Annotated in this window: 26 protein-coding genes and 1 riboswitch; of the genes, 12 read left to right on the forward strand and 14 right to left on the reverse strand. The window is 71.8% G+C overall.

The genetic code is table 11. The annotated features are described in order from the left end of the window. Positions 1-12 precede the first annotated feature (12 nt). A complete protein-coding gene (locus OQ02_RS32965) occupies positions 13-939 on the forward strand; it encodes an aldo/keto reductase (RefSeq protein ID WP_033442562.1) in 927 nt (308 codons plus the stop codon). A 71-nt stretch (positions 940-1010) separates the two neighbouring features. Here OQ02_RS32965 and OQ02_RS32970 read toward each other — a convergent pair whose 3' ends face one another. Continuing rightward, positions 1011-1685: a FadR/GntR family transcriptional regulator gene (locus tag OQ02_RS32970; RefSeq protein ID WP_033442563.1), complete on the reverse strand. Its 675-nt coding sequence runs from the start codon at positions 1683-1685 to the stop codon at positions 1011-1013. A 192-nt stretch (positions 1686-1877) separates the two neighbouring features. Here OQ02_RS32970 and nagA point away from each other — a divergent pair, with 192 nt between their 5' ends. After that, on the forward strand, positions 1878-3119 hold the full coding sequence (gene nagA / locus OQ02_RS32975) for an N-acetylglucosamine-6-phosphate deacetylase (protein WP_081916111.1): 1242 nt from the start codon (positions 1878-1880) through the stop codon (positions 3117-3119). Positions 3120-3268: 149 nt separating this feature from the next. On the opposite strand, the gene OQ02_RS32980 is transcribed toward nagA, so the two are convergent. The 5 genes from OQ02_RS32980 to OQ02_RS33000 are packed head-to-tail and all read right to left on the reverse strand — an operon-like array spanning position 3269 to position 8843. Then, positions 3269-4312: an SIS domain-containing protein gene (locus OQ02_RS32980; RefSeq protein WP_033442564.1), complete on the reverse strand. Its 1044-nt coding sequence runs from the start codon at positions 4310-4312 to the stop codon at positions 3269-3271. Positions 4313-4325: 13 nt separating this feature from the next. Continuing rightward, positions 4326-5741 (reverse strand): glycoside hydrolase family 3 protein, encoded by a 1416-nt coding sequence (locus OQ02_RS32985; RefSeq protein ID WP_033442565.1) that lies wholly within the window; start codon positions 5739-5741, stop codon positions 4326-4328. A gap of 6 nt (positions 5742-5747) precedes the next feature. Beyond that, positions 5748-6569 (reverse strand): carbohydrate ABC transporter permease, encoded by an 822-nt coding sequence (locus tag OQ02_RS32990; protein ID WP_051773087.1) that lies wholly within the window; start codon positions 6567-6569, stop codon positions 5748-5750. After that, positions 6566-7552 (reverse strand): carbohydrate ABC transporter permease, encoded by a 987-nt coding sequence (locus tag OQ02_RS32995; protein ID WP_033442566.1) that lies wholly within the window; start codon positions 7550-7552, stop codon positions 6566-6568. The genes OQ02_RS32990 and OQ02_RS32995 overlap by 4 nt, the downstream gene beginning before the upstream one ends. Positions 7553-7559: 7 nt before the next feature. Further along, positions 7560-8843, reverse strand: coding sequence for a sugar ABC transporter substrate-binding protein (locus tag OQ02_RS33000; RefSeq protein WP_033442567.1), 1284 nt, complete (start codon positions 8841-8843; stop codon positions 7560-7562). A 238-nt stretch (positions 8844-9081) separates the two neighbouring features. On the opposite strand from OQ02_RS33000, the gene OQ02_RS33005 reads away from it, so the two are divergent. Further along, positions 9082-9840 (forward strand): GntR family transcriptional regulator, encoded by a 759-nt coding sequence (locus tag OQ02_RS33005; protein ID WP_033442568.1) that lies wholly within the window; start codon positions 9082-9084, stop codon positions 9838-9840. 183 nt (positions 9841-10023) lie between these two features. Then, on the forward strand, positions 10024-11475 hold the full coding sequence (locus OQ02_RS33010) for an MFS transporter (RefSeq protein WP_033442569.1): 1452 nt from the start codon (positions 10024-10026) through the stop codon (positions 11473-11475). A 44-nt stretch (positions 11476-11519) separates the two neighbouring features. Here OQ02_RS33010 and OQ02_RS33015 read toward each other — a convergent pair whose 3' ends face one another. Further along, positions 11520-12479, reverse strand: a complete 960-nt coding sequence (locus OQ02_RS33015) for a threonine ammonia-lyase (protein ID WP_081916112.1) — start codon at positions 12477-12479, stop codon at positions 11520-11522. Positions 12480-12998: 519 nt separating this feature from the next. Between OQ02_RS33015 and OQ02_RS33020 the strand changes: the two genes are divergently transcribed. Further along, positions 12999-14168, forward strand: a complete 1170-nt coding sequence (locus tag OQ02_RS33020) for a S1 family peptidase (protein WP_033442570.1) — start codon at positions 12999-13001, stop codon at positions 14166-14168. Positions 14169-14300: 132 nt separating this feature from the next. Here the strand turns inward: OQ02_RS33020 and OQ02_RS33025 are convergent, their stop codons facing one another. Both OQ02_RS33025 and thiE read right to left on the reverse strand, forming a co-directional pair. Beyond that, a complete protein-coding gene (locus OQ02_RS33025) occupies positions 14301-15056 on the reverse strand; it encodes a dioxygenase family protein (protein WP_033442571.1) in 756 nt (251 codons plus the stop codon). A 14-nt stretch (positions 15057-15070) separates the two neighbouring features. Beyond that, complete coding sequence (gene thiE / locus OQ02_RS33030) at positions 15071-15730, reverse strand: thiamine phosphate synthase (protein ID WP_033442593.1); 660 nt, start codon at positions 15728-15730, stop codon at positions 15071-15073. Between the two features lie 44 nt (positions 15731-15774). Next, positions 15775-15885: riboswitch (TPP riboswitch) on the forward strand. On the opposite strand from thiE, the gene thiO reads away from it, so the two are divergent. From thiO to OQ02_RS33050, 4 genes are all read left to right on the forward strand, one after another. After that, positions 15871-16878 (forward strand): glycine oxidase ThiO, encoded by a 1008-nt coding sequence (gene thiO, locus OQ02_RS33035; protein ID WP_269321655.1) that lies wholly within the window; start codon positions 15871-15873, stop codon positions 16876-16878. It overlaps the preceding riboswitch by 15 nt. Then, entirely contained in the window at positions 16875-17075 is a 201-nt protein-coding gene (gene thiS, locus OQ02_RS33040; RefSeq protein WP_033442573.1) for a sulfur carrier protein ThiS, read from the forward strand. Before thiO ends, thiS begins: the two co-directional genes overlap by 4 nt. A 1-nt stretch (position 17076) precedes the next feature. Then, complete coding sequence (locus tag OQ02_RS33045; protein WP_033442574.1) at positions 17077-17832, forward strand: thiazole synthase; 756 nt, start codon at positions 17077-17079, stop codon at positions 17830-17832. Between the two features lie 62 nt (positions 17833-17894). Next, positions 17895-18326 (forward strand): MarR family winged helix-turn-helix transcriptional regulator, encoded by a 432-nt coding sequence (locus tag OQ02_RS33050; RefSeq protein WP_033442575.1) that lies wholly within the window; start codon positions 17895-17897, stop codon positions 18324-18326. Here OQ02_RS33050 and OQ02_RS41555 read toward each other — a convergent pair. From OQ02_RS41555 to thiC, 3 genes are read right to left on the reverse strand one after another with little or no spacing between them, the layout of a single operon-like run. Next, entirely contained in the window at positions 18280-18867 is a 588-nt protein-coding gene (locus OQ02_RS41555; protein WP_081916113.1) for a VanZ family protein, read from the reverse strand. The genes OQ02_RS33050 and OQ02_RS41555 overlap by 47 nt on opposite strands. Before the next feature lie 35 nt (positions 18868-18902). Next, positions 18903-19718 (reverse strand): bifunctional hydroxymethylpyrimidine kinase/phosphomethylpyrimidine kinase, encoded by an 816-nt coding sequence (gene thiD, locus OQ02_RS33060; RefSeq protein ID WP_033442576.1) that lies wholly within the window; start codon positions 19716-19718, stop codon positions 18903-18905. Positions 19719-19731: 13 nt separating this feature from the next. Further along, on the reverse strand, positions 19732-21381 hold the full coding sequence (gene thiC / locus OQ02_RS33065) for a phosphomethylpyrimidine synthase ThiC (protein WP_033442577.1): 1650 nt from the start codon (positions 21379-21381) through the stop codon (positions 19732-19734). Positions 21382-21598: 217 nt separating this feature from the next. Between thiC and OQ02_RS33070 the strand changes: the two genes are divergently transcribed. Continuing rightward, positions 21599-22333: a hypothetical protein gene (locus tag OQ02_RS33070; RefSeq protein ID WP_197043606.1), complete on the forward strand. Its 735-nt coding sequence runs from the start codon at positions 21599-21601 to the stop codon at positions 22331-22333. A gap of 33 nt (positions 22334-22366) precedes the next feature. On the opposite strand, the gene OQ02_RS33075 is transcribed toward OQ02_RS33070, so the two are convergent. Further along, on the reverse strand, positions 22367-22951 hold the full coding sequence (locus OQ02_RS33075) for a peptide deformylase (RefSeq protein ID WP_033442578.1): 585 nt from the start codon (positions 22949-22951) through the stop codon (positions 22367-22369). Between the two features lie 111 nt (positions 22952-23062). Between OQ02_RS33075 and OQ02_RS33080 the strand changes: the two genes are divergently transcribed. Beyond that, positions 23063-23359, forward strand: coding sequence for a DUF3263 domain-containing protein (locus OQ02_RS33080; RefSeq protein ID WP_033442579.1), 297 nt, complete (start codon positions 23063-23065; stop codon positions 23357-23359). Next, positions 23356-24018 carry a LytR C-terminal domain-containing protein gene (locus tag OQ02_RS33085; protein WP_033442580.1) on the forward strand — a complete coding sequence of 221 codons (663 nt, stop codon included), beginning with the start codon at positions 23356-23358 and terminating at the stop codon, positions 24016-24018. Before OQ02_RS33080 ends, OQ02_RS33085 begins: the two co-directional genes overlap by 4 nt. A gap of 100 nt (positions 24019-24118) precedes the next feature. Here OQ02_RS33085 and OQ02_RS33090 read toward each other — a convergent pair. Further along, positions 24119-25886 (reverse strand): AAA family ATPase (locus OQ02_RS33090; protein WP_442973709.1); only part of this gene is annotated, 1768 nt, incomplete at its 5' end.

Below are 25886 nucleotides of genomic sequence, written 5' to 3' on the forward strand. Positions count from 1 at the left end.
GACGTGACGGGCATGATTCCCCTGCCACGACTGGGGTTCGGCGGCGGACCGATCGGCAACCTGTTCACCGAGGTGTCCGACGCGGAGGCGTTCGGCGCGCTGGAAGCCGCGTGGGACGCCGGGGTCCGGTACTTCGACACCGCGCCGCACTACGGGCTCGGCCTGTCCGAACGGCGGATCGGCGAGTTCCTGGCCGGCAAGCCGCGTTCCTCGTTCGTGGTGTCCACAAAGGTCGGCAGGGTGCTGGAGCCGTGCACCGGCGGCGGCGACGACACGGCGAACGGGTTCGCCGTGCCCGCCACCCACCGGCGGCGGTGGGACTTCAGCGCCGACGGCGTGCGGCGGTCCCTGGAGTCCTCTTTGGACCGGCTGGGGCTGGACCGGGTCGACGTGGTGCACGTGCACGACCCGGACGAGCACGGCGACCAGGCCATCGCGGAGGCGGTGCCCGCGTTGGCCGCGCTGCGGTCCGAGGGCGTCGTCCGGGCGGTCGGCGTCGGCATGAACCAGTGGGAGCTGCCCGCGCGGTTCGTCCGCGAGACCGACGTGGACGTGGTGCTGCTCGCCGGCCGGTACACCGTGCTTGACCAGACGGGGGCCGGGCTGCTGGAGCTGTGCGCGTCACGCGGGGTGTCCGTGGTGGCGGCGGGGGTGTTCAACTCGGGGCTGTCGGCGCGACCGGAGGTGGGGGACACCTATGACTACCGGGCCGCACCGGTGGCGCTGGTCGAGAAGGCGCGGCGGATCGCGGAGGTGTGCTCGGGGCACGGCGTGACGCTGCCGCAGGCGGCCATCGCGTTCCCGTTCCGGCACCCCGCGGTGACGTCCGTGCTGCTGGGCGTGCGGACGGCGGACGAGATGCGGGCCAACGCCTCGGCCGCGTCCGAGCCCGTGCCGGACGCGCTGTGGGACGACCTGGCCGCGGCGGGACTGCTGTGATCAGCTGATGCGCGTGACCTGGTCCGGCCGCCTGCTCGCGGACCCGGCGCGCGTCTGCGAAGCGTCGTAGCTCAGGTCAGGTCGGACAGCCACTGCTCCACGCCGGCCACGTGCACCGTGGACCAGGAGCGGGCCAGCTCGGGTTGGCGGGCGGCCAGCGCGTCGACGATGGCCCGGTGCTCGGAGACGGTCCGGTCCACCGCGCCGCCCTGCGTGATGCCCCGCCAGATGCGGGCCCGGACGGTCGGACCGGCGAGCGTGTCCAGCAGCTGAGCCAGGTAGGCGTTGCCCGAGCCGCGCGCGACGGCGCGGTGGAACTCCAGGTCGTGCTCGACCAGCTCCTCCACCGACTCGGCGGACTCGGCGGCGTCGCACAGGGCGCGCAACGCGGCGATGTCGTCGGGCCCGACGCGCTGCGCCGCCATCGCCGCGGCGGCCGGTTCGAGGACGCGGCGCACCTGCAGGACCTCCAGCACGGAGTCCTCACCGCGGTGCAGGTCCAGCACGAACGACAACGCGCCGAGCAGCTCGTCGGCCCGCAGGCTGGACACGTACGTGCCGTCACCCTGCCGCACGTCCAGCACCCTGACCAGCGACAACGCCTTGACCGCCTCGCGCAGGGAGTTCCGCGACAGGCCGAGCCGCTCCGCGAGGTCCGCCTCGCGCGGCAGCCGGTCGCCCGGCTTCAGCTCACCCGAGACGATCATCTCCTTGACGCGCAGGATGGCGTCGTCGGTAACGGCCACGGCGGTCCTCGACTCGTCAGCTAGACCTCGGATGTCTGGCGCCCAGTATGGGGCAAGCCAAAACGCCACGCGGCCGAACCACCGCGCGGCGAGAAGTTCACCACGCCTTACTCTATTCGGTTATCTTATAACCACACGTGACGGCTTCCGCCACTTCCGGTCATAATGGTCTGGACCATTTGAGGAGGGACCTTGGACACGGTTGTCGCAGCTCCGCGAGCACTGCTCGGTCGGACCATCACCGGTCCCGTCAGCCTGAGGTTCAGGGCAGGCCGGATCGTGGACGTCGTCGCGGGCTCACCGCCCGACGGCGCCGAGGTGCTGACCGGCGGCCTGCTCACCCCGGGCCTGGTGGACGTGCAGGTGAACGGGGCGGTCGGGGTCGACTTCGCCGAGGTGGACCCCGAGGGCATGGCGGCGGTGGCGCGAGCCCTCCCGCGGACGGGGGTGACCCGTTTCCTGCCGACCCTGATCACCGCGCCGGTACCGGTCGCGGTCCGCCAGGCGCACGCCGTGCTGGCCGCGTCGGCGACCCTGCCCCGCCACGCCGGCGCCAAACCGCTCGGTGTGCACCTGGAAGGGCCGTTCCTGTCGCCGAAGCGGGCGGGAGTGCACGACCCGGCGCTGATGGTGGCGCCCGGACCGGCCGAGATAGACCTGCTCCTCGACGACGAGGTGCTGCGCCGCGCGTTGCGCATGGTGACGTTGGCGCCCGAGCAGCCGGGCGGCTTGGACGCCGTGCGCAGGCTGGCGGCGGCGGGCGTGCTGGTGGCCGTCGGTCACAGCGACGCGACGGGCGAGCAGACCCGTGCCGCCGCCGAGGCGGGCGCCCGCATGGTGACGCACCTGTTCAACGCCCAACGCCCGCTCGGCCACCGCGAACCGGGCGTGCCCGGCGTCGCGCTGGTGGACGACCGGTTCACGCTGGGCCTGATCGCCGACATGGCGCACGTCGGCCCGGACGTCTGCCGGCTCGTGTTCAACGCCGCCGGTCACCGGGTCGCGCTGGTCACGGACGCGGTCGCCGCCGCGGGCATGCCGCCCGGCCGCTACCAGCTCGGCGGCGCGGACGTGCTGCTGGCCGAGGACGGCGTGCCGCGTTCGCCGGAGGGCACGATCGCCGGCAGCGCGCTCACTCTGGACCGGGCCGTGCGCAACATCGTGTCGGTGGGCGTGGACCTGGCGGACGCGCTGGCGTCGGCGACGATCGTGCCGGCCGACGCGATCGGCGAGCCGACGTTGGGGCGCCTGGAGCCCGGTGCCGTGGCGGACCTGGTGTGGTGGGACGACGACCTCCGGCCGCGCAAGGTGTGGGTCGACGGCGAGGTCGTGTTCGACAGCACGGCGCTCGACGGCCGGCCGGGCAGCGCCGCGCTCGACGACACGGCGCTGTACGGCGACCCGTCCGTCCGCATGGCCGCCGCCGGTCAGTAACCGGACGAGCGAGAGGCCCGAGGCTGATCAGCCTCGGGCCTCTCGCATCCGCTCGACCGCTCCCGAACGTTGAACTCAAGGGTTCCGAACGTAGGACTCACGCGTTCTGAACGTAGGACTCACGGGTTCTGAACGTAGGACTCACGGGGTCAGCGGGTGCGGGTGATCTTGTTCAGGCCGCGCGGGTTGTCGGGGTCGCCGCCGCGGGCCAGGGCCAGGCCGTGCGCCAGGCGCTGGATCGGCAGGATCTCCAGGATCGGCGCCACTTCCTCGGCGGTTTCGGCGACCGGGATGCGCAGCGCCGCCGACACCTTGTCCGACGCCGAACCCACCGCCAGCACGTCCGCCCCACGACCGTGGACGGCGTCCAGCACGTCGTGCAGCGCGTCTCCGCCCTTGCCCGAGCTGGTCACGGCCAGCACCGCCGTCTCCGCGTCCACCGCCGCCACCGGCCCGTGCAGCAGGTCCGCCCCGCTGTACGCCCGCGCCGCCAGGTACGACGTCTCCGCCAGCTTCAACGCCGCCTCCAACGCCGTCGGCAGCGAGTACCCGCGCCCCGTCGTCAGCACCCGGTCCACGAACCGGTACCGCTGCACCGCCTCCGCCACCGCGTCCGCCGACGAGTCCAGCGTCGACCGCGCCAGATCACCGAGGGACGCCGCCGCCGAGCCGTTCCCGCCCCGGATCGCGTCCACCAGCAAATACAGCGCCAGCAACGTCGCCGAGTACGTCTTGGTCGCCGCCACCGCCTGCTCCACGCCCGCGCCGACGTCCACCGACAGCTCCGCCGCCGCGTTCAACGGCGACGAAGCCGTGTTCGTCACCGCCACCGTCAACGCGCCGCGCGCCCGCGCCGACTCCGTCACCTCCAGCAGGTCCGGTGACCCGCCCGACTGCGACACCGACACCACGAGCACGTCGCGCAGGTCCGGCTTCGACCCGTACAGCGTGGTCGTGGACGGCGACACCAGCCCGGCCGGCAGTTCCAGCAACACCTCGGTCAGGTACTTCGCGTACAGCGCCGCGTGGTCGCTGGACCCGCGCGCCGCCAGCAGCACGAACCGCGGCTTGCGCGCCGCGATCGCCGCCGCGACCGACGCGATCCCGTCCCGCCGCGCGAGCAGGCCGTCGAAGATCCCGGGCTGCTGGTCGATCTCGGCCGCCATGTGCCGGCCGGGCTGGTGGTCGGTCATCGGAATCTCCTGATCAGGTGCTGGCGGCGATGCGCTCGGCCGCGGCGCGCAGGCTCACCCGCGAACCGCCGTGGGTGTCGACGCGGGCGGCGGCGCCCAGGTCCGGTCCCGGCACGCCCGTCTCGACGTGCACTAGGTCTAGACCAATAGTAACCAGCGAGGTCACCAACGAGGTAGCCCAAGGATGGCGGTGTGCCTCACGCGTCACCACCACGACGGGCCTGCCGGCGGCCGTCGCGGCGATCTCCGAAGCCGACCTCGACGACACCACCGACGTGCCCGGCAGCAGCTCCACCAGGTACGGCCCGAGCCCCCACGGCACGTCGCCGACCGCGATGGACGGCTCCACCGCCAGGTCAACCACCACCGGCGGCCCGGACAGCCGCAACGACCCCCGCACCTCCAGCGCCCGACGCGCCGCCAGCAGCCCCAACGCGGGATCGTGCCCGTCCACCGACGCGGGAGGCGTGCCCAGGGCCGCAGTCCGCCGCGCCGCCTCCTCCAGTCGCGCCCGCGGCAGCGCGCCGGACTCCACCGCCGCCACGATGCTGTCCACCAGCCACCGCAGCCCGTCGTCGTCCAACGGCTCGCCACCCAGGCACAACGCGTCCACACCGGCCGCCAGAGCCCGCACGGACCCCTCCGCCAGGTCACCGCCGACGGCCTTCATGTCCAGCCCGTCGGTGATCACCGCCCCGGTGAACCCCAACTCCTCGCGCAGCACGCGGACAGCCGCCGGGTTCAACGTCGCGGGCTCGGCACCCCACTCCGGCACCACCAGGTGCCCGGTCATGATCGACCGCACCCCCGCCCGCACCGCCTCCCGGAACGGCACGAACTCCACCGCCGTCAACTCCGCGACCGACCGCGGCAGCACCGGCAACGCCGCATGGGAGTCCACAGTGGACGCACCGTGCCCCGGGAAGTGCTTGGCGCACGCGGCAACCCCGACGGCCTGCATGCCCTCCACGAACGCCGCCACGTGCGCGCCCGCCGCCACCGGGTCCGACCCGAAGGACCGCACCCCGATCACCGGGTCGTCCAGCGTCAGCACCAGGTCCGCCGACGGCGCCAGGTTCAGGCTCACCCCGCACGCCGCCAGCCGCGACCCGATCGACGCCGCCACCGACCGGGTCAGCCCCAGGTCGCCCGCCGCGCCGAGCGCGTGGTTGCCCGGCACCTCCGACCCGTGCCCGGCGTCGAGCCGGGTGACGTCGCCACCCTCCTCGTCGATCCCGATCACGACGTCCGCCCGCGCACCGCGCAACTGCGCGTTCAACGCCGTGACCTGGACGTCGTCGACGACGTTGCGCCCGAACAGCACCACGCCGGCGAGCCCGTCCGCCACCCGCTTCAACAGCCAGTCCGGCGCCGTGGTCCCGTGGAACCCGGGCAGCAGGACACCCGACGCGAGCCGGTGCAACGACATGCGGTTCTACCCCTTCACCGCACCGGCGGTGACACCGGTGACCATCTTGCGCTGCACGATCAGGAAGAACACCAGCACCGGCAGGGTGAACAGCGCCGACGCGGCCATCGCGCCACCCCAGTCCGTGCCGAAGTTGGTCTGGAACCCCGACAGCCACACCGGCAGGGTCTCCTTCGTCTGGTCGTTGACCAGCGACAACGCGAACAGGAACTCGTTCCACGCGGTCACGAACGCGAACACCGACGTGGCCACCAGACCGGGCCCGAGCAGCGGCAGCGTCACCCGCCGGAACGCACCCCACCGGCCGCAGCCGTCCACCATCGCCGCCTCTTCCAACTCCAGCGGGATGCCGTTGACGAACCCGCGCAGCGTCCACGCGCAGAACGGCAGCGTCACCGCGAAGTAGATCAGCGCCAACGACGGCAGCCGGTCCAGCAGGTCCAGGTCGCGCATCATCAGGAACATCGGGATCAGCAGCGCCTCGAACGGCGCCATCTGCGCGATCAGCATCAGCATCACGAAGCCCTTGCGACCCCGGAACCGCATCCGGGACATCGCCAACGCCGCCAGCAGACCCACCACGATCGCCGCCAGCACCGCGCCGAGCGACACCATCAGGCTGTTGCCCAGCGAGTTCAGGAACCCCGGCTTGGACCACGCGGTGGCGAAGTTCGAGCCCGTCACCGAGAACGGCACCAGGTCGTAGTCGCTGGACAGCAGGTCCTTGCGCGGCTTCAACGCGGTCGCGACCATCCAGTAGGTCGGGAACGCGAAGAACAGCGCCACGACCAGCGCGGCCACGTTCGTGGCGATCTTCCTCGCGGTCACAGCGCACCCTCCTGCGATCGGACCAGCCTGCGCAGGTACTGGAACGTGAGCAGCGCCAACAGCGCCACCATCACCACGGACACCGCGGCGGCCACCCCGAAGTGGCTCTTCGAGATGCCCTCCAGGTACTGGTAGACGGCCAGCGTGGTGCTGCCGCCGTCCGGGCCGCCCTTCTTCATCGCCCAGATCTGGGCGAACACCTTGAAGTCCCACAGCATCGACAGGAACGTCACCATCAGCAGCAGCGGCTTCAGCTCCGGCCACGTCACCGCGCGGAACGTCTGCCACGCCGACGCGCCGTCGATCCCCGCCGCCTCGTACTGGTCCTTCGGGATGCCCACCGCGCCCGCGTACAGCGAGAACGCGAGGAACGGGATTGCCTGCCACACGATCAGCAGCCCGATCACGGCCAGCGTTGACGTGCCGGTGGAGAACCACGAGAACCCGGCGAACGAGTCGAACCCGAGCTTCACCAACGTCTTGTTCAGGATCCCGTACTGCTGGTCGAAGATCCACTGGTAGACCGTGGTGGCCGCGAGCAGCGGCATCGCCCACGCCAGCAGCATCGCCACTTGCAGCACGATCCGGACGAACGGGCTGATCTGCCGCATCAGCAGCGCGATCAGCAGACCCGCGAGCACCGAAGCGGCCACCACGAGCGCGGTGAACACCACCGTCCGCACCGCGATCGTCCAGAACTCCGGGTCGCCCAGGATCTTCGTGTAGTTGTCGACACCCGTCCACACGACCTCGCCGCGGGTCAGCTCACGCAGGTTCAGCTTGCGGAAGCTGGTGATCACGACGGACAGGACGGGCCAACCGATGAGCCAGAGGATGGCCACCACGGCGGGGGCCAGCAGCAGGTAGGGCAGCGCCCGGTCGAAGGCGCCGCCCCGACGACGCGGCGCGCCGTCCGGTGCGGCACGCCGCGGTGCCGACGGGTTCGTCGGCACCGCGGCGTCGGTCGTGTGCACGGCCGTCATCCGGTCGTCATCCGCCCAGGGTCTTCGACAGGGCGGCGTTGGCGTCCGCGGTGGCCGCGTCCAGCGTCTTCGCGCCGGTCAGGTACGCGGTCAGCATGTCCTTCAGCGGGTTCTGGCCCGCCTCGACCGCGGCCCACGCCGGCGTGGTCGGGGTGACCTTGCCGTTCGGGGCGGACTCGGCCAGGGCCTTGCCCAGCGCGTTGGTCGACAGCTTCGACGTGTCCTGGGAAGTGCCCGGCACCGAACCGCCCTCGGCCAGCATGTCCTGGTACTTCTTGGAGCTGAGCAGCTTCAGGTACTCCTTGGCCAGGTCGGCGTTCTTGCTGCCGGCCGGGACGGCCAGGTTCGAGCCGCCGAGGAACACCGGTGCGGTCTTGCCCGCGGTCTTCGACGGGATCGGGAACGCCGCCGTCTTCGCCTTCAGGTCCGGGTTGGCCTTGATCGCGCCGCCCAGCTCCCACGGCAGACCGATCATCATGCCGACCTTGCCGGTGCCGAACACCTCCATCTGCTGCGGGGTGGCCTCGTCGGCGTCCTTCGGGGCCTTCGTGCCGGAGGCGTCGACCAGCTTCTTGTAGAACTCGAGGCCGGCCTTGGCCTGCGGGGTGTCGAGCGCGCCCGCCCAGGCCGAGCCCTGCGGCTTGGCCACGTCGCCGCCCTCGTCCCAGATGAACGACAGCAGCACGTACCAGGACTGGCCGGGCAGGTACAGGGGCTGGAACTCGGGGTCGGCCGCGTTGGCCGCCTTCAGCTTCTCGATCGCGGCGATCCACTCGTCGCGCGAGGTGGGCGGGGCGGTGATGCCGGCGGCCTCGAACAGGTCGGTCCGGTAGATGACCGTGCGGTTGGCCGCGTAGAACGGCAGGCCGTACTGCTTGCCGTCCCAGGTCAGCGAGTCCTTCAGACCGCTCAGCCACTGGTCGCCGTTGAGGTCGGAGACGTCCGCGCTCAGGTCGAGCAGGGTCTCCTCGGCGGCGAACTTGGCCGTCTGGGTGTTGCCCAGCTCAATGACGTCCGGCGGGTTGTTGCTGGTCAGAGCGGTGGTCAGCTTCTCCTGGATGCCGTTCCACTTCTGGACCTCGTACTTGACGGTGACGCCGGCGTGCGAGTCCTGGAACTCCTTGTTCAGCGCGTCGGTCAGGGTGGCCGGTGCGGAGCCGTCCATCAACCACACCGTCAGCGTCTTCGGTTCACCGGAGTTGCTGCTGCCGCCGTCGGTGCTCGTGCCACATCCGGCCACGGCCACCGCGAGTGCGGCGGCACTTACGGCCAGTCCTCTCCAGCCCTTCACGTGTGCGCCCTTTCCCCATGCCCCGATCCCACGACCGGAACGCCTAAGTGGTGTAGACCAATGCGGCCTAGAGTGTGCCTCGCCACAAGGCATGTCAAGGCTGTTGCTGGACCGTTGCAAAGTCATCGGATCAATTTCCCGGGCCTTGTCGGGGGTTCGGGAGCGCGATCCGACGTGGACAAGGCATCCTGTGTCCGGGAGCGGTGGCAGGTTGGCGGCAAGGGGCGAGGAGGAAGGCATGCTCGAAACGAGCCCTGCGACTGGCGTGGACGCCAGGGCTCGCGCGCAGCGCGAGCCGAAGTACTGGGGACTCAAGCGGCATCTGCTCGACCTCCTGCGCGCGTTGCCGCCAGGATCGCCGATCCCGACGGAGCGCTCGCTGGCGGCGGAGTTCGACGTCTCGCGGACCACGGTGCGGCAAGCGCTTGCCGAGCTGACCGTCGAAGGCCGGCTGCTGCGGGTACAGGGGAAGGGCACGTTCGCCGCGGAACCGAAGGTGGCGCAACGGCTTCAGCTGTCCTCGTACACAGAGGACATGAAGGCGCAGGGACGGCAGCCGTCGTCGCGGTTGATCGAGGCTTCGGAGATGGCGGCGGAAGCCGAGCTGGCCAGGCTCCTCGGCGTGCGTGCGGGTGCCAAGGTGCTCCGACTGCACCGGCTGCGGCTGGCCGACGGCGAGCCGATGGCGATCGAGACCACCCACCTGGCCCTGGGCAGGTTCCGCGGGCTGCGCCGGTACCTCGCGCCGGGGGCGTCGCTGTACCAGGTGCTGCGGGAGCGGTTCGGGGTCGAGATGGGGCACGCCGAGGAGACTATTGAGACGGCGCTCGCGTCGCCCGAGGAAGCCGAGCTGCTCGGCGCCGACATCGGCCTGCCGATGCTGCTGCTGTCGCGTCACTCGTTCGACACGGAGGGCAACCCGGTCGAGTGGGTGCGCTCGGTGTACCGGGGCGACCGCTACAAGTTCGTGGCCACCCTGAACCGCCCCACCGACTGACCACACCGCCGACCCGACCACACCGCCGACTGGCCGCACCGCCGACTGGCCGCACCACCTGCCGACGCGGGCCGGCCCACCAGATCCGGCGGCGCACCCCGGACCGGCACCCGACAACCGGGGGCGCCGCGCCCCGTGGGCAACCGAACGGCCTGTGGACAGCTCCCGGAGCAGAATGGGCCGGTGGCGGAAACTGTGGTGTGGGGGACGGGGCGCGCGAAAGCCGTCCTGGCCACGACGATCCTCGGCTCCGGCATGGCGATGCTCGACAGCACGATCGTCAACGTCGCCCTGCCCCGCATCGGCGCCGAGCTCCAAGCGTCCGTCGCGGGCCTCCAGTGGATCCTCGACGGCTACCTCCTGGCCCTCGCCTCCCTGATCCTCATCGCCGGCTCGCTCGGCGACCGCTACGGCCGCCGCCGCGTCTTCGTCTTCGGCGTCGTCTGGTTCGGCGCCGCCTCGCTGCTCTGCGGCCTGGCCCCGACCACCGAACTCCTGGTCGCCGCCCGCGTCCTGCAAGGCATCGGCGGCGCGCTGCTCACCCCCGGCTCGCTCGCCATCCTCCAATCCGTCTTCGCCAAAGCCGACCGCGGCCGGGCCATCGGGGCCTGGTCGGGGCTCGCCGGCGTCGCCACCGCGATCGGCCCCCTGCTCGGCGGCGTCCTCGTCGAGGCCTGGTCGTGGCGGCTCGCGTTCCTGGTCAACCTGCCGTTCGCGGTGGTCTGCGTGTGGCTGGCCCGCCGCCACGTGCCCGAGTCCCGCGACGAGACGCTCACCGGCCACCCCGACGTCCTCGGCTCCGTCGTCGGCGCACTCGGCCTCGCCGGCGTCACCGGCGCACTGGTCGAGGCACCGGTCCGCGGCGCCGACCCGCTGGTCGTCACGGCGGCCGTCGTCGGGGTGGCGGGACTGGCCGCGTTCGTCCTGCTCCAACTCCGCGGCCGGGAACCGCTGGTGCCGCCGAGCCTGTTCGCCGACCGGACGTTCGTCCTGTCCAACGCCCTGACGTTCCTCGTCTACGCGGCGCTCGGCGGCGTCATGGTCCTCATGGTGCTGCAGCTCCAGGTGTCGCTGCACTACCCGCCGACCGTCGCCGGTCTGGCCAGCGTCCCCATCACGCTGCTCCTGCTGGCCCTGTCCGCGAAGTCCGGCAGCCTGGCCCAGAAGTTCGGCCCCCGCGCGCAACTCGTCGCGGGCCCGATCCTCATCGGCGTCGGCATGCTGATGCTGCGGTGGGTCGAGCCGGGCGCCGGCTACTGGACCGGCGTCCTGCCCGGCCTGCTGGTGTTCGGCCTCGGCCTCGCCGCGGTGGTCGCGCCGGTGACGGCGACCGTGCTGGCCGCCGCACCGGACCGGCACGCGGGCATCGCCTCCGGCGTCAACAACGCGGTCGCCCGCACCGGCAGCCTGGTCGCCGTGGCGGTGCTCCCCGCGGTGGCGGGGCTGACCGGCGCCCAGTACGCCGACCCGACGGCGATGACGCGGGGCTGGCAGACGGCGCTGCTGGTGTGCGCGGTGGCGTCGATCGCCGGCGGGCTGATGGCCCTCGGCGTCGACAACCGGGTCCTCGAAACGGCCACGGAGCACCACGACCCGCACAGCTGCCCGGTCGACGGACCACCCGCACGCACCTGACCTGGTACGCACCCAGCCGGGCACCCACCTGACAGGGCAAGCACCTAACCGCCGCGTACGCATCTGACCGGGCAAGCACCTGACCGGGCAAGCACCTGACCGGGCAAGCACCTGACCGGGCATGCACCTGACCGGGCATGCACCTGACCGGGCATGCACCTGACCGGGCATGCACCTGACCGGGCATGCACCTGACCGGGCATCAGCCGCGCCTGCCGCGCCAACCGGCCGACCGCCGCCCCGATCTCCTCCTCCGACACGGTCACGATGTCGTCCACGTACGCCCGCATGTGCGCGAACGTCAGCTCGGACGGCTCGGCCCGCAGCCCGTCCGCCACGGTCCGGGCCCGGTCGTCGGCGGGCCACCGGACGAGCGTCCCGGCCCGCAGCGACTCGGCCGCGTCGCCCGCCCACTCCGGCTCCACCCCGACCACCCGCGTGTTCGGGCTCAGCGCCTTCACCGCCGTCGCCACCCCCGAGATCAGCCCACCGCCGCTCACCGGCACCAGCACCGCGTCCACGTCCGGCAGGTCGGCCACCACCTCCAACCCCACGGTGCCCTGACCGGCGATGACGTCGGGGTGGTCGAACGGCGGGATCAGCGTCGCGCCCCGCTCCACCACCAGCTCCGCCGCCCGCGACTCGCGCTGCGCCATCGGCACCTCGACCACCTCCGCGCCGTGCGACCGGGTCGCGTCGACCTTGACCCGCGGCGTCGTGTCGGGCACGACGATCACGGCGGGCACGCCGAACAGCTTCGCCGCGTACGCGACGGCCTGCGCGTGGTTGCCGCTGGAGTAGGCGACGACGCCGCGCGCCCGCACGTCCTCGGGCAGCCGCGCCACCGCGTGGTACGCGCCCCGGATCTTGAACGCGCCGACGGGTTGCAGGCTCTCCGGCTTGAGCCACAGCCCGTCGGCGAACCGCAGCAGCGGTGTGCGGACCGCGGCGTCCTTGACGATGTCGGCGGCGGCCCGGATGTCGGCGATCGTGACGAGTCCCATGTCGTTGATCCTCACCCCGGCGGCGGCGGGAGTCCTACACGGGCGGCGACCGGAACTCCTCCGGCGTCACCCGCACGGGGCAAGAACATTCACACGTACGGGGCGTTGCAAGCCCCAATCCCTTACTTCTGGCAAAACCGCCCGAATCGGTGATCGACTCACTACCTTGAGTGAGAGTTAATTGTCAAACGCTACACAGCGCAGTCAATCCGGCGTGGGCTGTGACACACTTCGCCCTCAGATGGCCTGAGCCGTAATAGGTAACAGGATCATAACGTCGCTCGAACGGGCGAGTACTGGTCGGTAGAAGACCGGGGAGGAGGGGCCGTGCGGAAGTCGAGAGCCCTGTCCTCGCCGTGCGTGACCACGCCACCGGAGCCCCGAGCGACCCGGGTGAGAAGTAATGGGGTGGGGCGACCCCTGCCGCCGCCCCACCACCCGTCCCCCTAGAGCCCCCGAGAGCGGTCCCTGCAACCAGGCTCTCGGGTTCCCTGCACCCGAAGATGAGGGAGACGCCTAATGAACCGCACGAGTGCGGCCCGCCTTGCCACGGCCGTCCTGCTGGCCGCCGGCACGGCTACAGCTCTCAGCGTACCGGCCCTCGCGGCACCCGCCGCGCCCAATGCGGGAAGCGCGGCCGACACGGAGAGCTACCCGGCCGAGTTGCTCCAGGCGGTGCAACGCGATCTGGGCCTGAACGCCGATCAGGCCCGCGTCCGTCTGGCGAACGACGCCAGGTCGGGTGACGTCGAGAACCAGGCCCGCGGCGTCCTCGGCGACGCGTTCGCCGGCGCGTGGATCGACTCGGCGACCGGGAGGATGACCGTCGGTGTCACCGACGCGGCGAAGGCGGACGCGGCGCGCGCCGCCGGCGCCGACGTCAAGGTCGTCCCCTACTCGCACCGCAAGCTCAGCGACACCAAGGCCACGCTGGACACCCTGTCCGCGCCGGCGTCCATCACCGGCTGGCGGGTCGACGACACGTCCAACACGGTGGTCGTCGAGGTCAACCGCACCACCCGTGACGCGGCGGCCGACAGCTTCCTGGCCACCGCCACGTCGTTGAGCCCGGCGGTCCGCGTGGTGGAGGTCGCGGAGTCCCCGACGACCCTCTACGACACCCGTGGCGGTGACGCGTTCTACATGGGCGGCGGACGCTGCTCGGTCGGCTTCTCCGTCACCGCGGGTGGTTACGTGACGGCGGGCCACTGCGGTCGCGCCGGCACCACCACCCAGGGCTACAACCGGGTCACCTCGGGCTCGTTCGCGGGCTCGTCGTTCCCCGGCAACGACTACGCGTGGGTGCGCACGAACTCCAGCTGGACCTCGCGCCCGTGGGTCAACCGCTACAACGGCACCAACGTCGTGGTGAAGGGCTCCTCGGAGGCCGCCATCGGCGCGACGATCTGCCGCTCCGGCTCCACCACGGGCTGGCGCTGCGGCACGGTGCAGGCCAAGAACCAGACGGTCAACTACGGCTCGTCCGGCATCGTGTACGGCCTGACGCGGACCTCCGCGTGCGCCGAGCCCGGTGACTCGGGTGGCTCGTGGGTGGCGGGCACCGGCTTCGGCCAGGCCCAGGGCGTGACCTCCGGCGGCTCGGGCAACTGCTCCTCCGGCGGCACGACCTACTACCAGCCGGTCAACGAGATCCTGGGCGCCTACGGCCTGCGCCTCGCGATCGGCTGACCAGCGCAGTGAGACGCGCGGCCGTCCCTGCGGGCCGCGCACCGCATCGGAACACCCCCTGGGCCACCGCCCGGGGGGTGTTCCCTTTGTCATGGCGCAGCAGATCAGGCGCAGCAGATCGGGCGCGGGGGATCAGGCGAACTGCACGGAACGCTTGGACAGCCCGTACCAGAAGCCGTCGACGGTGGTCGTGGCCTCCTGCGCGGCGCTCGCGCCCAGCGACACGAACAGCGGCGCGAAGTGCTCGGTGCGCGGGTGCGCGATCCCGGCGGCCGGCGCCTTGTGCTGGAAGTCGAGCAGCGCGTCAACGTCGCCGTCGACCAGCGCCCGGCCCGCCCAGTCGTCGAACTCGGCCGACCACGACGGCGGCTGGTAGTCCGGCCCGACGGACATGTCCACGCAGCTCAGGTTGTGCGTCATGAACCCGCTGCCGACGATCAGCACGCCCTGGTCGCGCAGCGGGGCCAGCTTGCGGCCGACGTCGAACAGGTCGCGCGGGTCGAGGCTGGGCATGGACATCTGGAGCACCGGGACGTCCGCCTCGGGGAACATCTCCTTCAGCGGCACGTAGGCGCCGTGGTCCAGGCCGCGCGCCTCGTCGTGCGCCACCGGCCGGTCGAGCAGCCCGGTGACGTCCGCCGCGAGTTCCGGCGCGCCCGGCGCCTCGTACGCGACCTCGTAGTACCGCTGGGGGAAGCCCCAGAAGTCGTAGGTCAGCGGCACGGTGGTGGTCGCGCCGAGCGTGAGCGGGTCGTTCTCCCAGTGCGCGGAGACGATGAGGATCGACTCCGGGCGCGGCAGCGTCGCGGACCACGACTTCAGCTCGGTGGTCCACCGTTCGTCGTCGGCCAGCGGGGGCGCCCCGTGGCCCAGGTACAGCACAGGCATCCGATGGGCAGGTGTCACACGGACGACTGTACGCCTTTTAGTTGAAGTTTCAACCAGGCTGCGGCTTCGCGGGGGTCCGCCGCCTCCGTGACGGCGCGCACCACGACCACCCGGTCCGCGCCCGCCGCCACCACCTCCGACAGCCGCTCCCGGTCGATGCCGCCGATCGCGAACCACGGCCGGTCCGTCGTGCCGGCGGTCGCCCGCACCAGGTCGAGACCGGGCGCCGGACGCCCCGGCTTGGTCGGCGTCGGCCAGCACGGACCGGTGCAGAAGTAGTCCACCCCCGGCTCGACGGCCGCCGCCCGCGCCTGCTCCACGTCGTGCGTCGACCGGCCGATCACCACGCCGTCACCGACGACCCGGCGGGCGACCGACACCGGCAGGTCGTCCTGCCCGAGGTGCAGCACGTCCGCGTCCACGGCGAGCGCCACGTCCGCCCGGTCGTTCACCGCCAGCAGCGCACCGTGCCGCGCGCACGCCTCCGCGAGCACTTCCAGCGCGGCGATCTCCTGCTTCGCTTCGAGGCCCTTGTCGCGCAGCTGCACGACGTCCACACCGCCCGCGAGCGCCGCGTCCGCGAACTCCGCGAGGTCCGGGCGCGTGGGCGTGCAGAGGTAGAGCCGCGCGTCGGCGAGCCGCCGCCTGATCTGCGTTCCGTCGAGTCCTGGCACGGGCCGCACGGTAACCGCCCGGCCGATTCGTGCGCTACGGTGGAGCCGGTCCGCACGGGAGCCTGGAAAGACCGGGCTGAGAGGGAGCGTGGTTCGCTCCGACCGTCGAACCTGATCCGGGTCATGCCGGCGCAGGGAGCGTGAGTGCCTTGGCAATGCGAGTGACCGTCCTCGGCGGTGGTGTCATCGGCCTGTCCGCGGCCTGGTACGCGGCACGCGCCGGCTACGCCGTCGAGGTCGTCGACCGCGGTTCACCGCACGGCGGCTCGTGGGTCGCGGGCGGGATGCTCGCCCCCGTCACCGAGGCCTGGCCCGGTGACGAGGACGTCCTGGCGCTGGGCGTCGAGTCCCTGGAGCTGTGGCCAGGGTTCGCGCGTGAACTGGGGGTGCCGCTGAGTCCGGTGGGGACGCTGGCCGTGGCCGTCGACCGGGCCGACGTCGAGGTGCTGGACCAGCTGCGCGCCTACCTGACCGGGATGGGGCAGTCCGCGACCCGGCTCACCGGACGCGAGCTGCGCACCCTGGAACCCGGCCTCGGCAACGTCCGAAGTGGACTGTCCGTGCCGGGGGACGTGGCCGTGGACAACAGGGTCCTGCTGCGCGCGTTGCGCGAAGCGTGCACCGCCAACGGCGTGGTCTTCGCCCCCGAGCCCGCCGCCGACCCCGATGTGACGATCATCGCGGCCGGCGCGTGGAGCCGCGACCTGCACCCCGCCCTGCGCGACGTGATCAGACCGGTGAAAGGCGAGATCCTGCGCCTCGCCGCACGGCCGGGAGCGCTTCCGCCGCCCCGCCACACCATCCGCGCCCACGTGTCCGGACGACCCGTCTACCTGGTGCCGCGCGAAGGCGGGTTCGTGCTCGGCGCCACCCAGTACGAAGCCGGGTTCGACGACCACGTCACCGTCGGCGGCGTGCGGGACCTGCTCCACGACGCCGAGGTCGTGTGGCCGGGGATCGCCGAGTACGCGCTCGTCGAGACCGCCGCCGGGTTCCGCGCCGGCAGCCCCGACAACGCCCCCGTGATCGCCTGGCTCGAACCGGGCGTGCTCGCCGCCACCGGCCACCACCGCAACGGCCTGCTGCTCGCACCCGTCACCGCCCGACGGGTGCTCACCCTGCTCCGCGAAGGAGGAAACCGCCGGTGAAGGCGAAGGTCAACGGTCTCGAACGGGAACTGGCCGACGGGTCGACCGTCGCCGCCGTCCTCGCGCTGCTCGACGCGCCACCCACCGGGGTCGCCGTCGCCGTCGACGGCGAAGTCGTGCCCCGCACGGCGTGGAAGACGACCGTGGTGCCCGACGGCGCCGCGGTCGAGGTGCTGACCGCCGTGCAGGGAGGCTGACGTGGACGACCCCTTGGTGATCGCCGGACGCGAGTTCGGCTCACGCCTGGTGATGGGCACCGGCGGCGCCGCCAACCTCTCCGTGCTGGAACGCGCCCTCATCGCGTCCGGCACCGAGCTGACCACCGTCGCGATGCGCAGGCTCGACGCGTCCGGCGGCGGCGTGCTCGACCTCCTGGCACGGCTCGGCATCGCCGCCCTGCCCAACACCGCAGGCTGCCGCACCGCCGCCGAAGCCGTGCTCACCGCCCGGCTCGCGCGCGAAGCCCTCGACACGAACTGGGTGAAGCTGGAGGTGATCGCCGACGACCGGACGCTCCTGCCCGACCCGGTGGAGCTGCTGGACGCGGCGGAGCAGCTCGTCGACGACGGGTTCGTGGTGCTGCCCTACACGTCCGACGACCCGGTGCTCGCGCTGCGCCTGGAACAACTCGGCTGCGCCGCCGTGATGCCCCTCGGCTCGCCCATCGGCACCGGCCTCGGCATCCGCAACCCCCACAACATCGAACTCATCGTGTCCCGCGCGTCCGTGCCGGTGATCCTCGACGCGGGCGTCGGCACGGCGTCGGACGCGGCGCTGGCGATGGAACTGGGCTGTTCGGCCGTGCTGCTGGCCACCGCGGTGACGAGGGCGCAGGACCCGGAGCGGATGGCGGCGGCCATGCGCGCCGGCGTCGAAGCAGGCCGGCTGGCGCGACTTGCCGGACGAATCCCCAAGCGGTTCTGGGCGCACGCTTCGAGTCCGGCAGTGGAGTGATTGCCGGGCACGGCATGATGGACGCTTCGTCAGCTGTGTCCGTCTGCCCGAGGAGGAGTGCCGTGACGGCCGACCAGGTCGAGGACGCCACCGCCCGGCTGTACCTCGCGATCGGCAGGCTATCCCGGTTGCTGCGGCGCACCGGGTCACCCGGCCTCGGCCCGGGAGCGGTGTCCGCGCTGGCCACGCTGGCGAGGTGCGGGCCGATGCGGCTGGGCGACCTCGCCGCGAAGGAAGGCGTCGCGCCACCGACCCTGTCCCGGATCGTGGCGGCCCTGGTCGAGTCCGGTTACGTCCGCCGCGAACCCGACCCGCAGGACGGGCGGGCCTGGCTGGCGACGCCGACGCCGGAGGGCGTGACGATGGTGTCCGGTGTCCGGTCGGCGCGGGTGCGCGAGTTGCAGCGGCGGATCGAGCAGATGACACCGGAACACCGGGAGGCACTGGTCAACGCGCTGCCGGCGTTGGAGGAACTGGTCGGCGAGGCCGGCTGACCCGCCCGCCGCCAGGCCTGCCCCCTCCCCGCCGACCTGGCGCGATCAGGCCCACGAACAGCCACGCCACCACCGCCGCGACCAGCGCGCCGATCGTGTTGTTGCAGAAGTCCTGCGCCTCGCACACCCCGATCGCGGTCGCGGCCTGCACCAGTTCCACCCCGCCGCTGACCAGCGCCGACACCGCGAACACCGGCAACGGCCGCCGGCAGGCCACCGTGGCGAAGAACGCGAACGGCACGAGCACCAGCAGGTTCAGCCGTTCCCACGACCCGGCGAGCGAGAACCCGTTCCCGACGCACCGCCCCACCGGGTCGACCGTGACCAGCGTGAACGTCCCGCCCGTCCGGGCGAGCGTGACCGCCAGCGCCAACGCCAGCCCACACCCCGCCAGCACGGCCGGGATCGCGGGCCACCGGCGCCACCGCGCGACCGCGAACCCGACCGCACCCAGCACCAGCGAACCCGCGACCAGCGTCGCAACCGCCTCAGGTTGACCCAACACCAGCTCGGCGACGTGCACGTCCTGTCGTGCGCTCATGCCCCACAAGACGCGCCGGTCACCCCACCGTGGCCCTAAGGCCGGTGATCCCCCTCCAACCTCCACAAAGGCGACACAGGACCCACACCAGCGCCCAACGGGTACGCGGCGGCCACCGAGCGGACGACGAAGTCCTTGCCGAACCGCACCGCCGCCGGCACGTCCGCACCCCGCGCCAGCTGCGACGCGATCGCCGAAGCCAACGTGTCACCGCTGCCGTGGGTGTGCTTCACGTCGTACCGCGGCCCCAGCAGCTCGATGAACTCCGACCCGTCGTACAGCACGTCCAGGCACTCCGGGTCGTCCCACAGGTGCCCGCCCTTCACCAGCACCCATTGCGGCCCCATCGCGTGCAACGCGACCGCAGCCTTCCGCTGGTCGGCCCGGCTCCGCACGTCCAGACCGGTGAGCAGCCGCACCTCGTCCAGGTTCGGCGTCACCAACGTCGCCCGCGGGAACAGCAGCGTCCGCAACGCGTCCAGTGCGTCATCCGCCAACAACTGGTTCCCGTGCATCGACGCCGCCACCGGATCCACCACGAACGGTCCGATGTGGACCCGGTCCAGCACGCCCGCGACCGCCTCGATGATCGCCGCCGACGCCAGCATCCCCGTCTTCGCCGCGTCCACCCCGATGTCCGTGGCCACCGCCTCGACCTGCGCCGCCACCACCTCCGGCGGGATCTCGGTGTACCCGGTGACACCCAACGAGTTCTGCACGGTCACCGCCGTGACCGCCGTCATCCCGTGCACACCGCACGCGAACAACGTCCGCAGATCGGCCTGCAGGCCCGCACCACCGCCGGAATCCGACCCGGCGATGGTGAGGACCTTCGGTGGAGCAACCGCCATCAGCCGACCCCGATCAATCCACTACCGGCAGGTAGACCTTGTTGCCGTGGTCACCGAACTCGTGCGACTTCTCCGCCATGCCCGCCTCGATCGCCTCCACAGTGGACAGACCGTGCTCCTCCGCGTACCGCCGCACGTCCTGGGTGATCTTCATCGAGCAGAACTTCGGCCCGCACATCGAGCAGAAGTGCGCCGTCTTCGCCGGCGACGCGGGCAACGTCTCGTCGTGGAACGACCGCGCCGTGTCCGGGTCCAGCGACAGGTTGAACTGGTCCTCCCACCGGAACTCGAACCGCGCCTTCGACAGCGCGTCGTCCCAGTCCTGCACCCCCGGATGACCCTTGGCCAGGTCAGCGCTGTGCGCCGCGATCTTGTACGTGATCACACCGGTCTTCACGTCATCCCGGTTCGGCAGCCCCAAGTGCTCCTTCGGCGTCACGTAGCACAGCATCGCCGTGCCCAACCAGCCGATCTGCGCCGCACCGATCGCCGACGTGATGTGGTCGTACCCCGGCGCGACGTCCGTCGCCAACGGCCCGAGGGTGTAGAACGGCGCCTCACCGCACCACTCCTCCTCCAACCGCACGTTCTCCGCGATCTTGTGCATCGGCACGTGACCCGGACCCTCGATCATCACCTGCACGTCGTGCGCCCGCGCGACGTGCGTCAACTCGCCCAACGTCCGCAACTCGGCGAACTGCGCCTCGTCGTTCGCGTCCGCGATCGAACCCGGCCGCAACCCGTCACCCAGCGAGAACGTCACGTCGTACTTCCGCAGGATCTCGCAGAGCTCCTCGAAGTGCGTGTACAGGAAGCTCTCCTTGTGGTGCGCCAAGCACCACGCCGCCATGATCGACCCGCCGCGCGACACGATGCCCGTCACCCGGCGCGCCGTCATCGGCACGTACCGCAGCAACACGCCCGCGTGCACCGTCATGTAGTCGACGCCCTGCTCGGCCTGCTCGATTACCGTGTCGCGGTACACCTCCCACGACAGCTTCGCCGGATCGCCGTCCACCTTCTCCAACGCCTGGTAGATCGGCACCGTCCCGATCGGCACCGGCGAATTCCGCATGATCCACTCACGGGTCTCGTGGATCCGCTTCCCCGTGGACAAGTCCATGATCGTGTCGGCGCCCCAGCGCGACGCCCACACCATCTTCTCCACCTCCTCCTCGATCGAGGAGGTCACGGCCGAGTTGCCGATGTTCGCGTTGATCTTCACCAGGAACTTCTTGCCGATGATCATGGGCTCGGCCTCGGGGTGGTTCCGGTTGAGCGGGATGACCGCCCGCCCGATCGCCACCTCCTCCCGCACGACCTCGGGGCTCATGCCCTCCCTGGCCGCGATGAACCGCATCTCCGGCGTGATGACCCCGGCCCTCGCGTACGCCAACTGGGTCACCGCCCCGTTGACCGGCTCACGCCCCGCGATCCACCCCGCGCGCAACGCGGGCAGTCCACTGTGGACGTCGATGGTGACGTCGTCGTCGGTATACGGACCGGAAGTGTCGTACAGATCGACGTGATCGCCATTGGTCAACTCGACCCTCCGGAAAGGCACCCGCACGTCCTCGTCCACCACGCGGTGGACCTTGTGCGAGCCGGAGATCGGCCCGGTGGTGACACTGGGCTTGACCGAACGGTCGTCAAGTGCCGTCACGACATTCCTCCCTACGCCGGCATTACCCGGTCAGGTTCAGGCGGTCGGCGGCACCGGAGCCCCTGGCTCCAGCCGCCCTCTCAGCCCGCTGTGGCGCGAGCTCCCGCGTGTGTTGAGTTGTCAGTGTGTGGAGCTGTCGGCCCGACGATGCCACGGCTCGGTCCCGAAGCCAAGCCGCGGATGCCAACCCCGCCCGATTACGCGTACCTTTCACCGCGTGGCTGATCACCAGCCGTTCCCGCCCGGCGCCCGGCGCGTGGCCCGCCCCGCCGCCGTCTCGCCATGCCCGTCGTGCGGCGACCTCGCCGGACGCGGCTACCCCGGCTGCCGGTTCTGCGTCGAACTGGTCGACCAGTACTGGCTGCTCGACTGGCAGGAGCTGCTGGCCGCCGAACAGCTCGCCGAAGGCGGCTCGGGCGAGCGCGAACTGGCCGAACTCGTGCTGGCCGACGAGGTCGGACACCACCCGTGGACGTGCACCGACTGGGCCATGACCCTCGTCACGTGCTCCCAGTGCGGCGACGAACTCGGCACCGGACCCGTCGACTGCGTCCGGTGCGCCATGGCCGACGGCCTGCGCTGGTCCTGGGACCACGCCGGGTACCCCACGTCGATCACAGCCGGCGAACACGCGCTGCGCGTCGCCCGAGCCGCCCTGCGCGCACCACACCGGTGCCGCGCCGCGACCATCGGCGCGTGGCGGCTGCTCCTGCCGTTCCTGCTGGTGGGGGAGCTGCCGACGATCGGACAGGTCCAGCGCATCAGGGCCGCCGTCCTCGCCGGCGGCTACGCCGACCTGGCCGGCTGCGCCACGCACGTCGAACTGGCGTCGTTCCCCGAACTGCCCTGGCGCCGCCCCGAACGCCCACCGCGCGCCGACCACCAGCCGAAGCCACACCCGGACGCGTTCCGGCACACCGCCCACGACGAGACGGCCGCCGACCCGGTCTAGCGGGCGCCACCGGCCCTGGTGCCGGTCCTGGTCCTAGTCCTCGTCGTCGTCCGCGAACGGGTCGGGAGACGTGGCCGGATCCCACGACAGACCGGGCACGCCCCAGCCGTTCGCCTTGATCATCTTCCGCGCCGCCCGCTTGTGCCGCCCCACCAGCCGGTCCAGGTAGATGAACCCGTCCAGGTGATCCGTCTCGTGCTGGAGGCACCGCGCCAGGAACCCCGTGCCCTCGACCTCGACGGGCTTCCCGTCACCGTCGAACCCGGTCACCTTCGCCCACTGCGCCCGACCCGTCGGGTACGTCTCACCCGGCGCCGACAGGCAACCCTCGAAATCGTCGTCCGGATCAGGCATGCCCAACGGCACGTCCGACGTCTCCAGCACCGGGTTCACCACCACACCCCGGTGCCGCACACCCTCGTCGTCCGGGCAGTCGTACACGAACAGCCGCAGGTCGAGCCCGATCTGGTTGGCCGCCAGGCCCACACCGTGCGCCGCCGCCATCGTCTCGAACATGTCGTCGATCAAGACGCGCAGCGCCTCGTCGAAAGCCTCGACCGGACGGGTCGGGTGGTGGAGCACGGGATCTCCGGCGATCCGGATCGGGTGAACTGCCATGACGCCAAGCCTATCCGCGCGTCCCATCGGACGCGCCGACCGATGAGCCGACCCTCACGAAGATCACGTGATGTAATGGCACCCACGCACGGGACACGGCTGAGGAGCCAGATGGACGCCGCAGAGGCACTGGCGCCGGCGGAAGGGCCGGACGACGGTTTGAACGACCGGGAGCGCGAGATCCTGGCCTTCGAACGCCAGTGGTGGAAGTACGCGGGTGCGAAGGAACAAGCCGTCAAAGAGCTGTTCGACATGTCCCCCACGCGGTACTACCAGCTGCTCAACGCGTTGATCGAGAAGGAAGAGGCGTTGGCCGCCGATCCGATGTTGATCAAGAGACTGCGCAGGTCCCGGTCCGGCAGGCAACGCGCCCGCGCGGCCAAGCGGCTGGGCGTCGAGCTCCGATGACCAATCCGGAACAGTCGACCGGCCCCGCCCACCCGGCGCGGGCCGCCGGCTACGCGCTGCTCGGCGTGGCCGCCATCGCTCTGGTGATCGGCCTGGTCAGCCTGTTCGTCGGCGGACCGGGAGACGATTCCTCCGCCGCCCAACCCACCCCGCCGTCCGCCGCCTCCGCCGCCTCCGACACCCCCGGCACTTCAGGCACTCCAGGCTCATCGGACACCCCCGGCACCCCCGGCACCTCCGGCACCGCTTCCGGCGAACCGACGTCCCCCTCACCTTCGGAGACGTCCCCGCCCGCCACCACCGCCGCCCCCACCACCGGGGCGACGGACACCCCGCCGCCGCCCGTCGCCACGACACCCAAGCCCCCGGTGCGCGTCTACAACAACAGCACCACCCAGGGCCTGGCCGCACGCGCGTCCGACGACGTGGCACGAGCCGGCTGGCAGGTCGCCGAAAAGGGCAACTACTCGTCCGGGAACATCCCCACCACCACGGTCTACTACCGCCCCGGCACCGACGAGGAAGCCTCGGCCCGCGAACTGGCCGCACTCCTCAAGGCCAGGGTGGAAGCCCGCTTCGACGGCATCCAAGCCGCCCACCCCGGCATCATCGTGATCGTGACCAACGACTACAAGGGCCCAGGCGCCAAGGTCTCCTGACCCCACCCGAGCCGAACGCCCGAGAACCGGCCCCTTGTCGTCCGCCGTCCGCCCGTCCGCAGTTCGCGCGGCCAGGCGTCACCGCTCACGCGGCCAGGCCTCACCGCTCACGTGACTTGGCGTAAGCAGCCAGGGTGGCGAGCTGCGCCGGGTCCAACGAAGGCCGAACCGCCACGCGCGCCGCCGCGAGGTGAGCACCCGTCACCTCCGCCGCCGCCAACGACTCCCGCATCGCGGTCAACGCGGCCTCCCGGATCAACGCGGCGCAGTCCGCCGCCGAATACCCGTCCAACTCCTCAGCCACCGCGCCGAGGTCCACGTCCGACGCCAACGGCGTGTTCCGGGCGGAAGCCCGCAGGATCTCGGCCCGCGCCTCGGCGTCCGGCGGCGGCACGTACACCAGCCGCTCCAACCGACCGGGCCGCAACAGCGCCGGGTCCACCAGCTCAGGCCGGTTCGTCGCACCCAGCACGATGACGTCCCGCAGCGGCTCCACCCCGTCCAGTTCCGTCAGCAGCGCCGCCACGACCCGGTCCGACACGCCGGAGTCCGACGACTGCCCGCGCCGGGGCGCCAACGCGTCGACCTCGTCCAGGAACACCAACGCCGGCGCCGCCTCCGCGGCCCGCCGGAACAGCTCCCGAACCGCCCGCTCCGACTCGCCGACGAACTTGTCCATCAGCTCGGCGCCCTTCACCGACAGCACGTTCAGGCGTCCGGTGCCGGCCAGCGCCCGCACCAGGAACGTCTTCCCGCACCCAGGCGGCCCGTACAGCAGCAACCCGCGCGGCGGCGCGACACCGAGGCGGGCGAACGAATCCGGGTACTGCAACGGCCACAGCGCGGCCTCCGTCAACGCCTGCTTGACCTCGGCCATGTCGCCGACGTCGTCCAACGTCAGGCCACCGGTCCGCAACGTGTCCGAAGTCGACATGGAGATAGGTCGGACAGTCTCCAAGGCCTCGAGCAGGTCGGTCTGCGCGACCCGGGGCTCGTCCACGTCGCGTTGCCGCATGGCCGCCCGAACCGCGGCTTCCCGCCGCAGCGCCACCAGGTCCGCCGCGACGAACCCGGGCGTCCGATCCGCCACCGCGCCCAGGTCCACATCGGACTCGACGGGCACGTCGCGCAACAGCACCCGCAGCAACTCCGTCCGACCGGAGCCGTCCGGCAACGGCAGGACCAGCTCGCGGTCGACCAGCTCGGGCACCCGCAGGCGGGGGTCGACGGCCTCGGGGTGGGCGCTGGTGACGACCAACGCGACCCCCTCGGGACGCCGCCGCAAGGTCTCCAGCACGACCGTCGCCACCGGCGGCGGCGTGGACGCGGGCAACAAGGCCTCCACGTCGGTCAACAACAACACCGCCGGCGTCGGAGCCGAAGCCAACGCATCCGCCACCCGCTGCGCCGCCGCATTGGCCTCCAGCACCGCGACGCTGGGCGCAGCCACCTCCACGACCGCCGCCCCCGCGCCGTGCGCGACGGCTCGCACGAACGTCGCCTTACCGACCCCCTCGGGGCCACTGACCAACGCCGCCAGGCGCGGCGTCGCGCCGAGCCGGGCCAACAACTCGGGATGGCTGAACGTCAGGTCGAACCACTCGGCAAGCCGCTTGGCCGCCTCTTGCTGGCCGACCAGATCAGCCACCGGCACAGCCGGCGCGACAGCCTCAACCACCGCCGCCCCACCACCCACACCAGCGGCACCCAGGCCGGCCGCCCCCGCTCCAGCCTCTCCCGCTGCTCCCGCTCCCGCCAAACCCGCCGCCGAGCCCACCCCAGTTACCCCAGCCGACCCAGCTGCCGCCGAACCCACGCCCACCGAACCCGCAGCCGACGACCCCCATCCCGCCGACCCAGCCCCCGCC

Origin of the sequence: Saccharothrix sp. NRRL B-16314 (genome assembly GCF_000716595.1) — a bacterium.
Taxonomy (GTDB): Bacteria; Actinomycetota; Actinomycetes; order Mycobacteriales; family Pseudonocardiaceae; genus Actinosynnema.

Bases quoted from the DNA above. Each gene is read 5' to 3' on its own strand.
- OQ02_RS32965 (WP_033442562.1), top strand. From the start codon at position 13: ATGATTCCCCTGCCACGACTGGGGTTCGGCGGCGGACCGATCGGCAAC.
- OQ02_RS32980 (WP_033442564.1), bottom strand. From the start codon at position 4,312: ATGACCGACCACCAGCCCGGCCGGCACATGGCGGCCGAGATCGACCAG.
- OQ02_RS32985 (WP_033442565.1), bottom strand. From the start codon at position 5,741: ATGTCGTTGCACCGGCTCGCGTCGGGTGTCCTGCTGCCCGGGTTCCAC.
- OQ02_RS32995 (WP_033442566.1), bottom strand. From the start codon at position 7,552: ATGACGGCCGTGCACACGACCGACGCCGCGGTGCCGACGAACCCGTCG.
- OQ02_RS33005 (WP_033442568.1), top strand. From the start codon at position 9,082: ATGCTCGAAACGAGCCCTGCGACTGGCGTGGACGCCAGGGCTCGCGCG.
- OQ02_RS33015 (WP_081916112.1), bottom strand. From the start codon at position 12,479: ATGGGACTCGTCACGATCGCCGACATCCGGGCCGCCGCCGACATCGTC.
- OQ02_RS33020 (WP_033442570.1), top strand. From the start codon at position 12,999: ATGAACCGCACGAGTGCGGCCCGCCTTGCCACGGCCGTCCTGCTGGCC.
- OQ02_RS33025 (WP_033442571.1), bottom strand. From the start codon at position 15,056: ATGCCTGTGCTGTACCTGGGCCACGGGGCGCCCCCGCTGGCCGACGAC.
- OQ02_RS41555 (WP_081916113.1), bottom strand. From the start codon at position 18,867: ATGAGCGCACGACAGGACGTGCACGTCGCCGAGCTGGTGTTGGGTCAA.
- thiD (WP_033442576.1), bottom strand. From the start codon at position 19,718: ATGGCGGTTGCTCCACCGAAGGTCCTCACCATCGCCGGGTCGGATTCC.
- OQ02_RS33075 (WP_033442578.1), bottom strand. From the start codon at position 22,951: ATGGCAGTTCACCCGATCCGGATCGCCGGAGATCCCGTGCTCCACCAC.
- OQ02_RS33080 (WP_033442579.1), top strand. From the start codon at position 23,063: ATGGACGCCGCAGAGGCACTGGCGCCGGCGGAAGGGCCGGACGACGGT.
- OQ02_RS33085 (WP_033442580.1), top strand. From the start codon at position 23,356: ATGACCAATCCGGAACAGTCGACCGGCCCCGCCCACCCGGCGCGGGCC.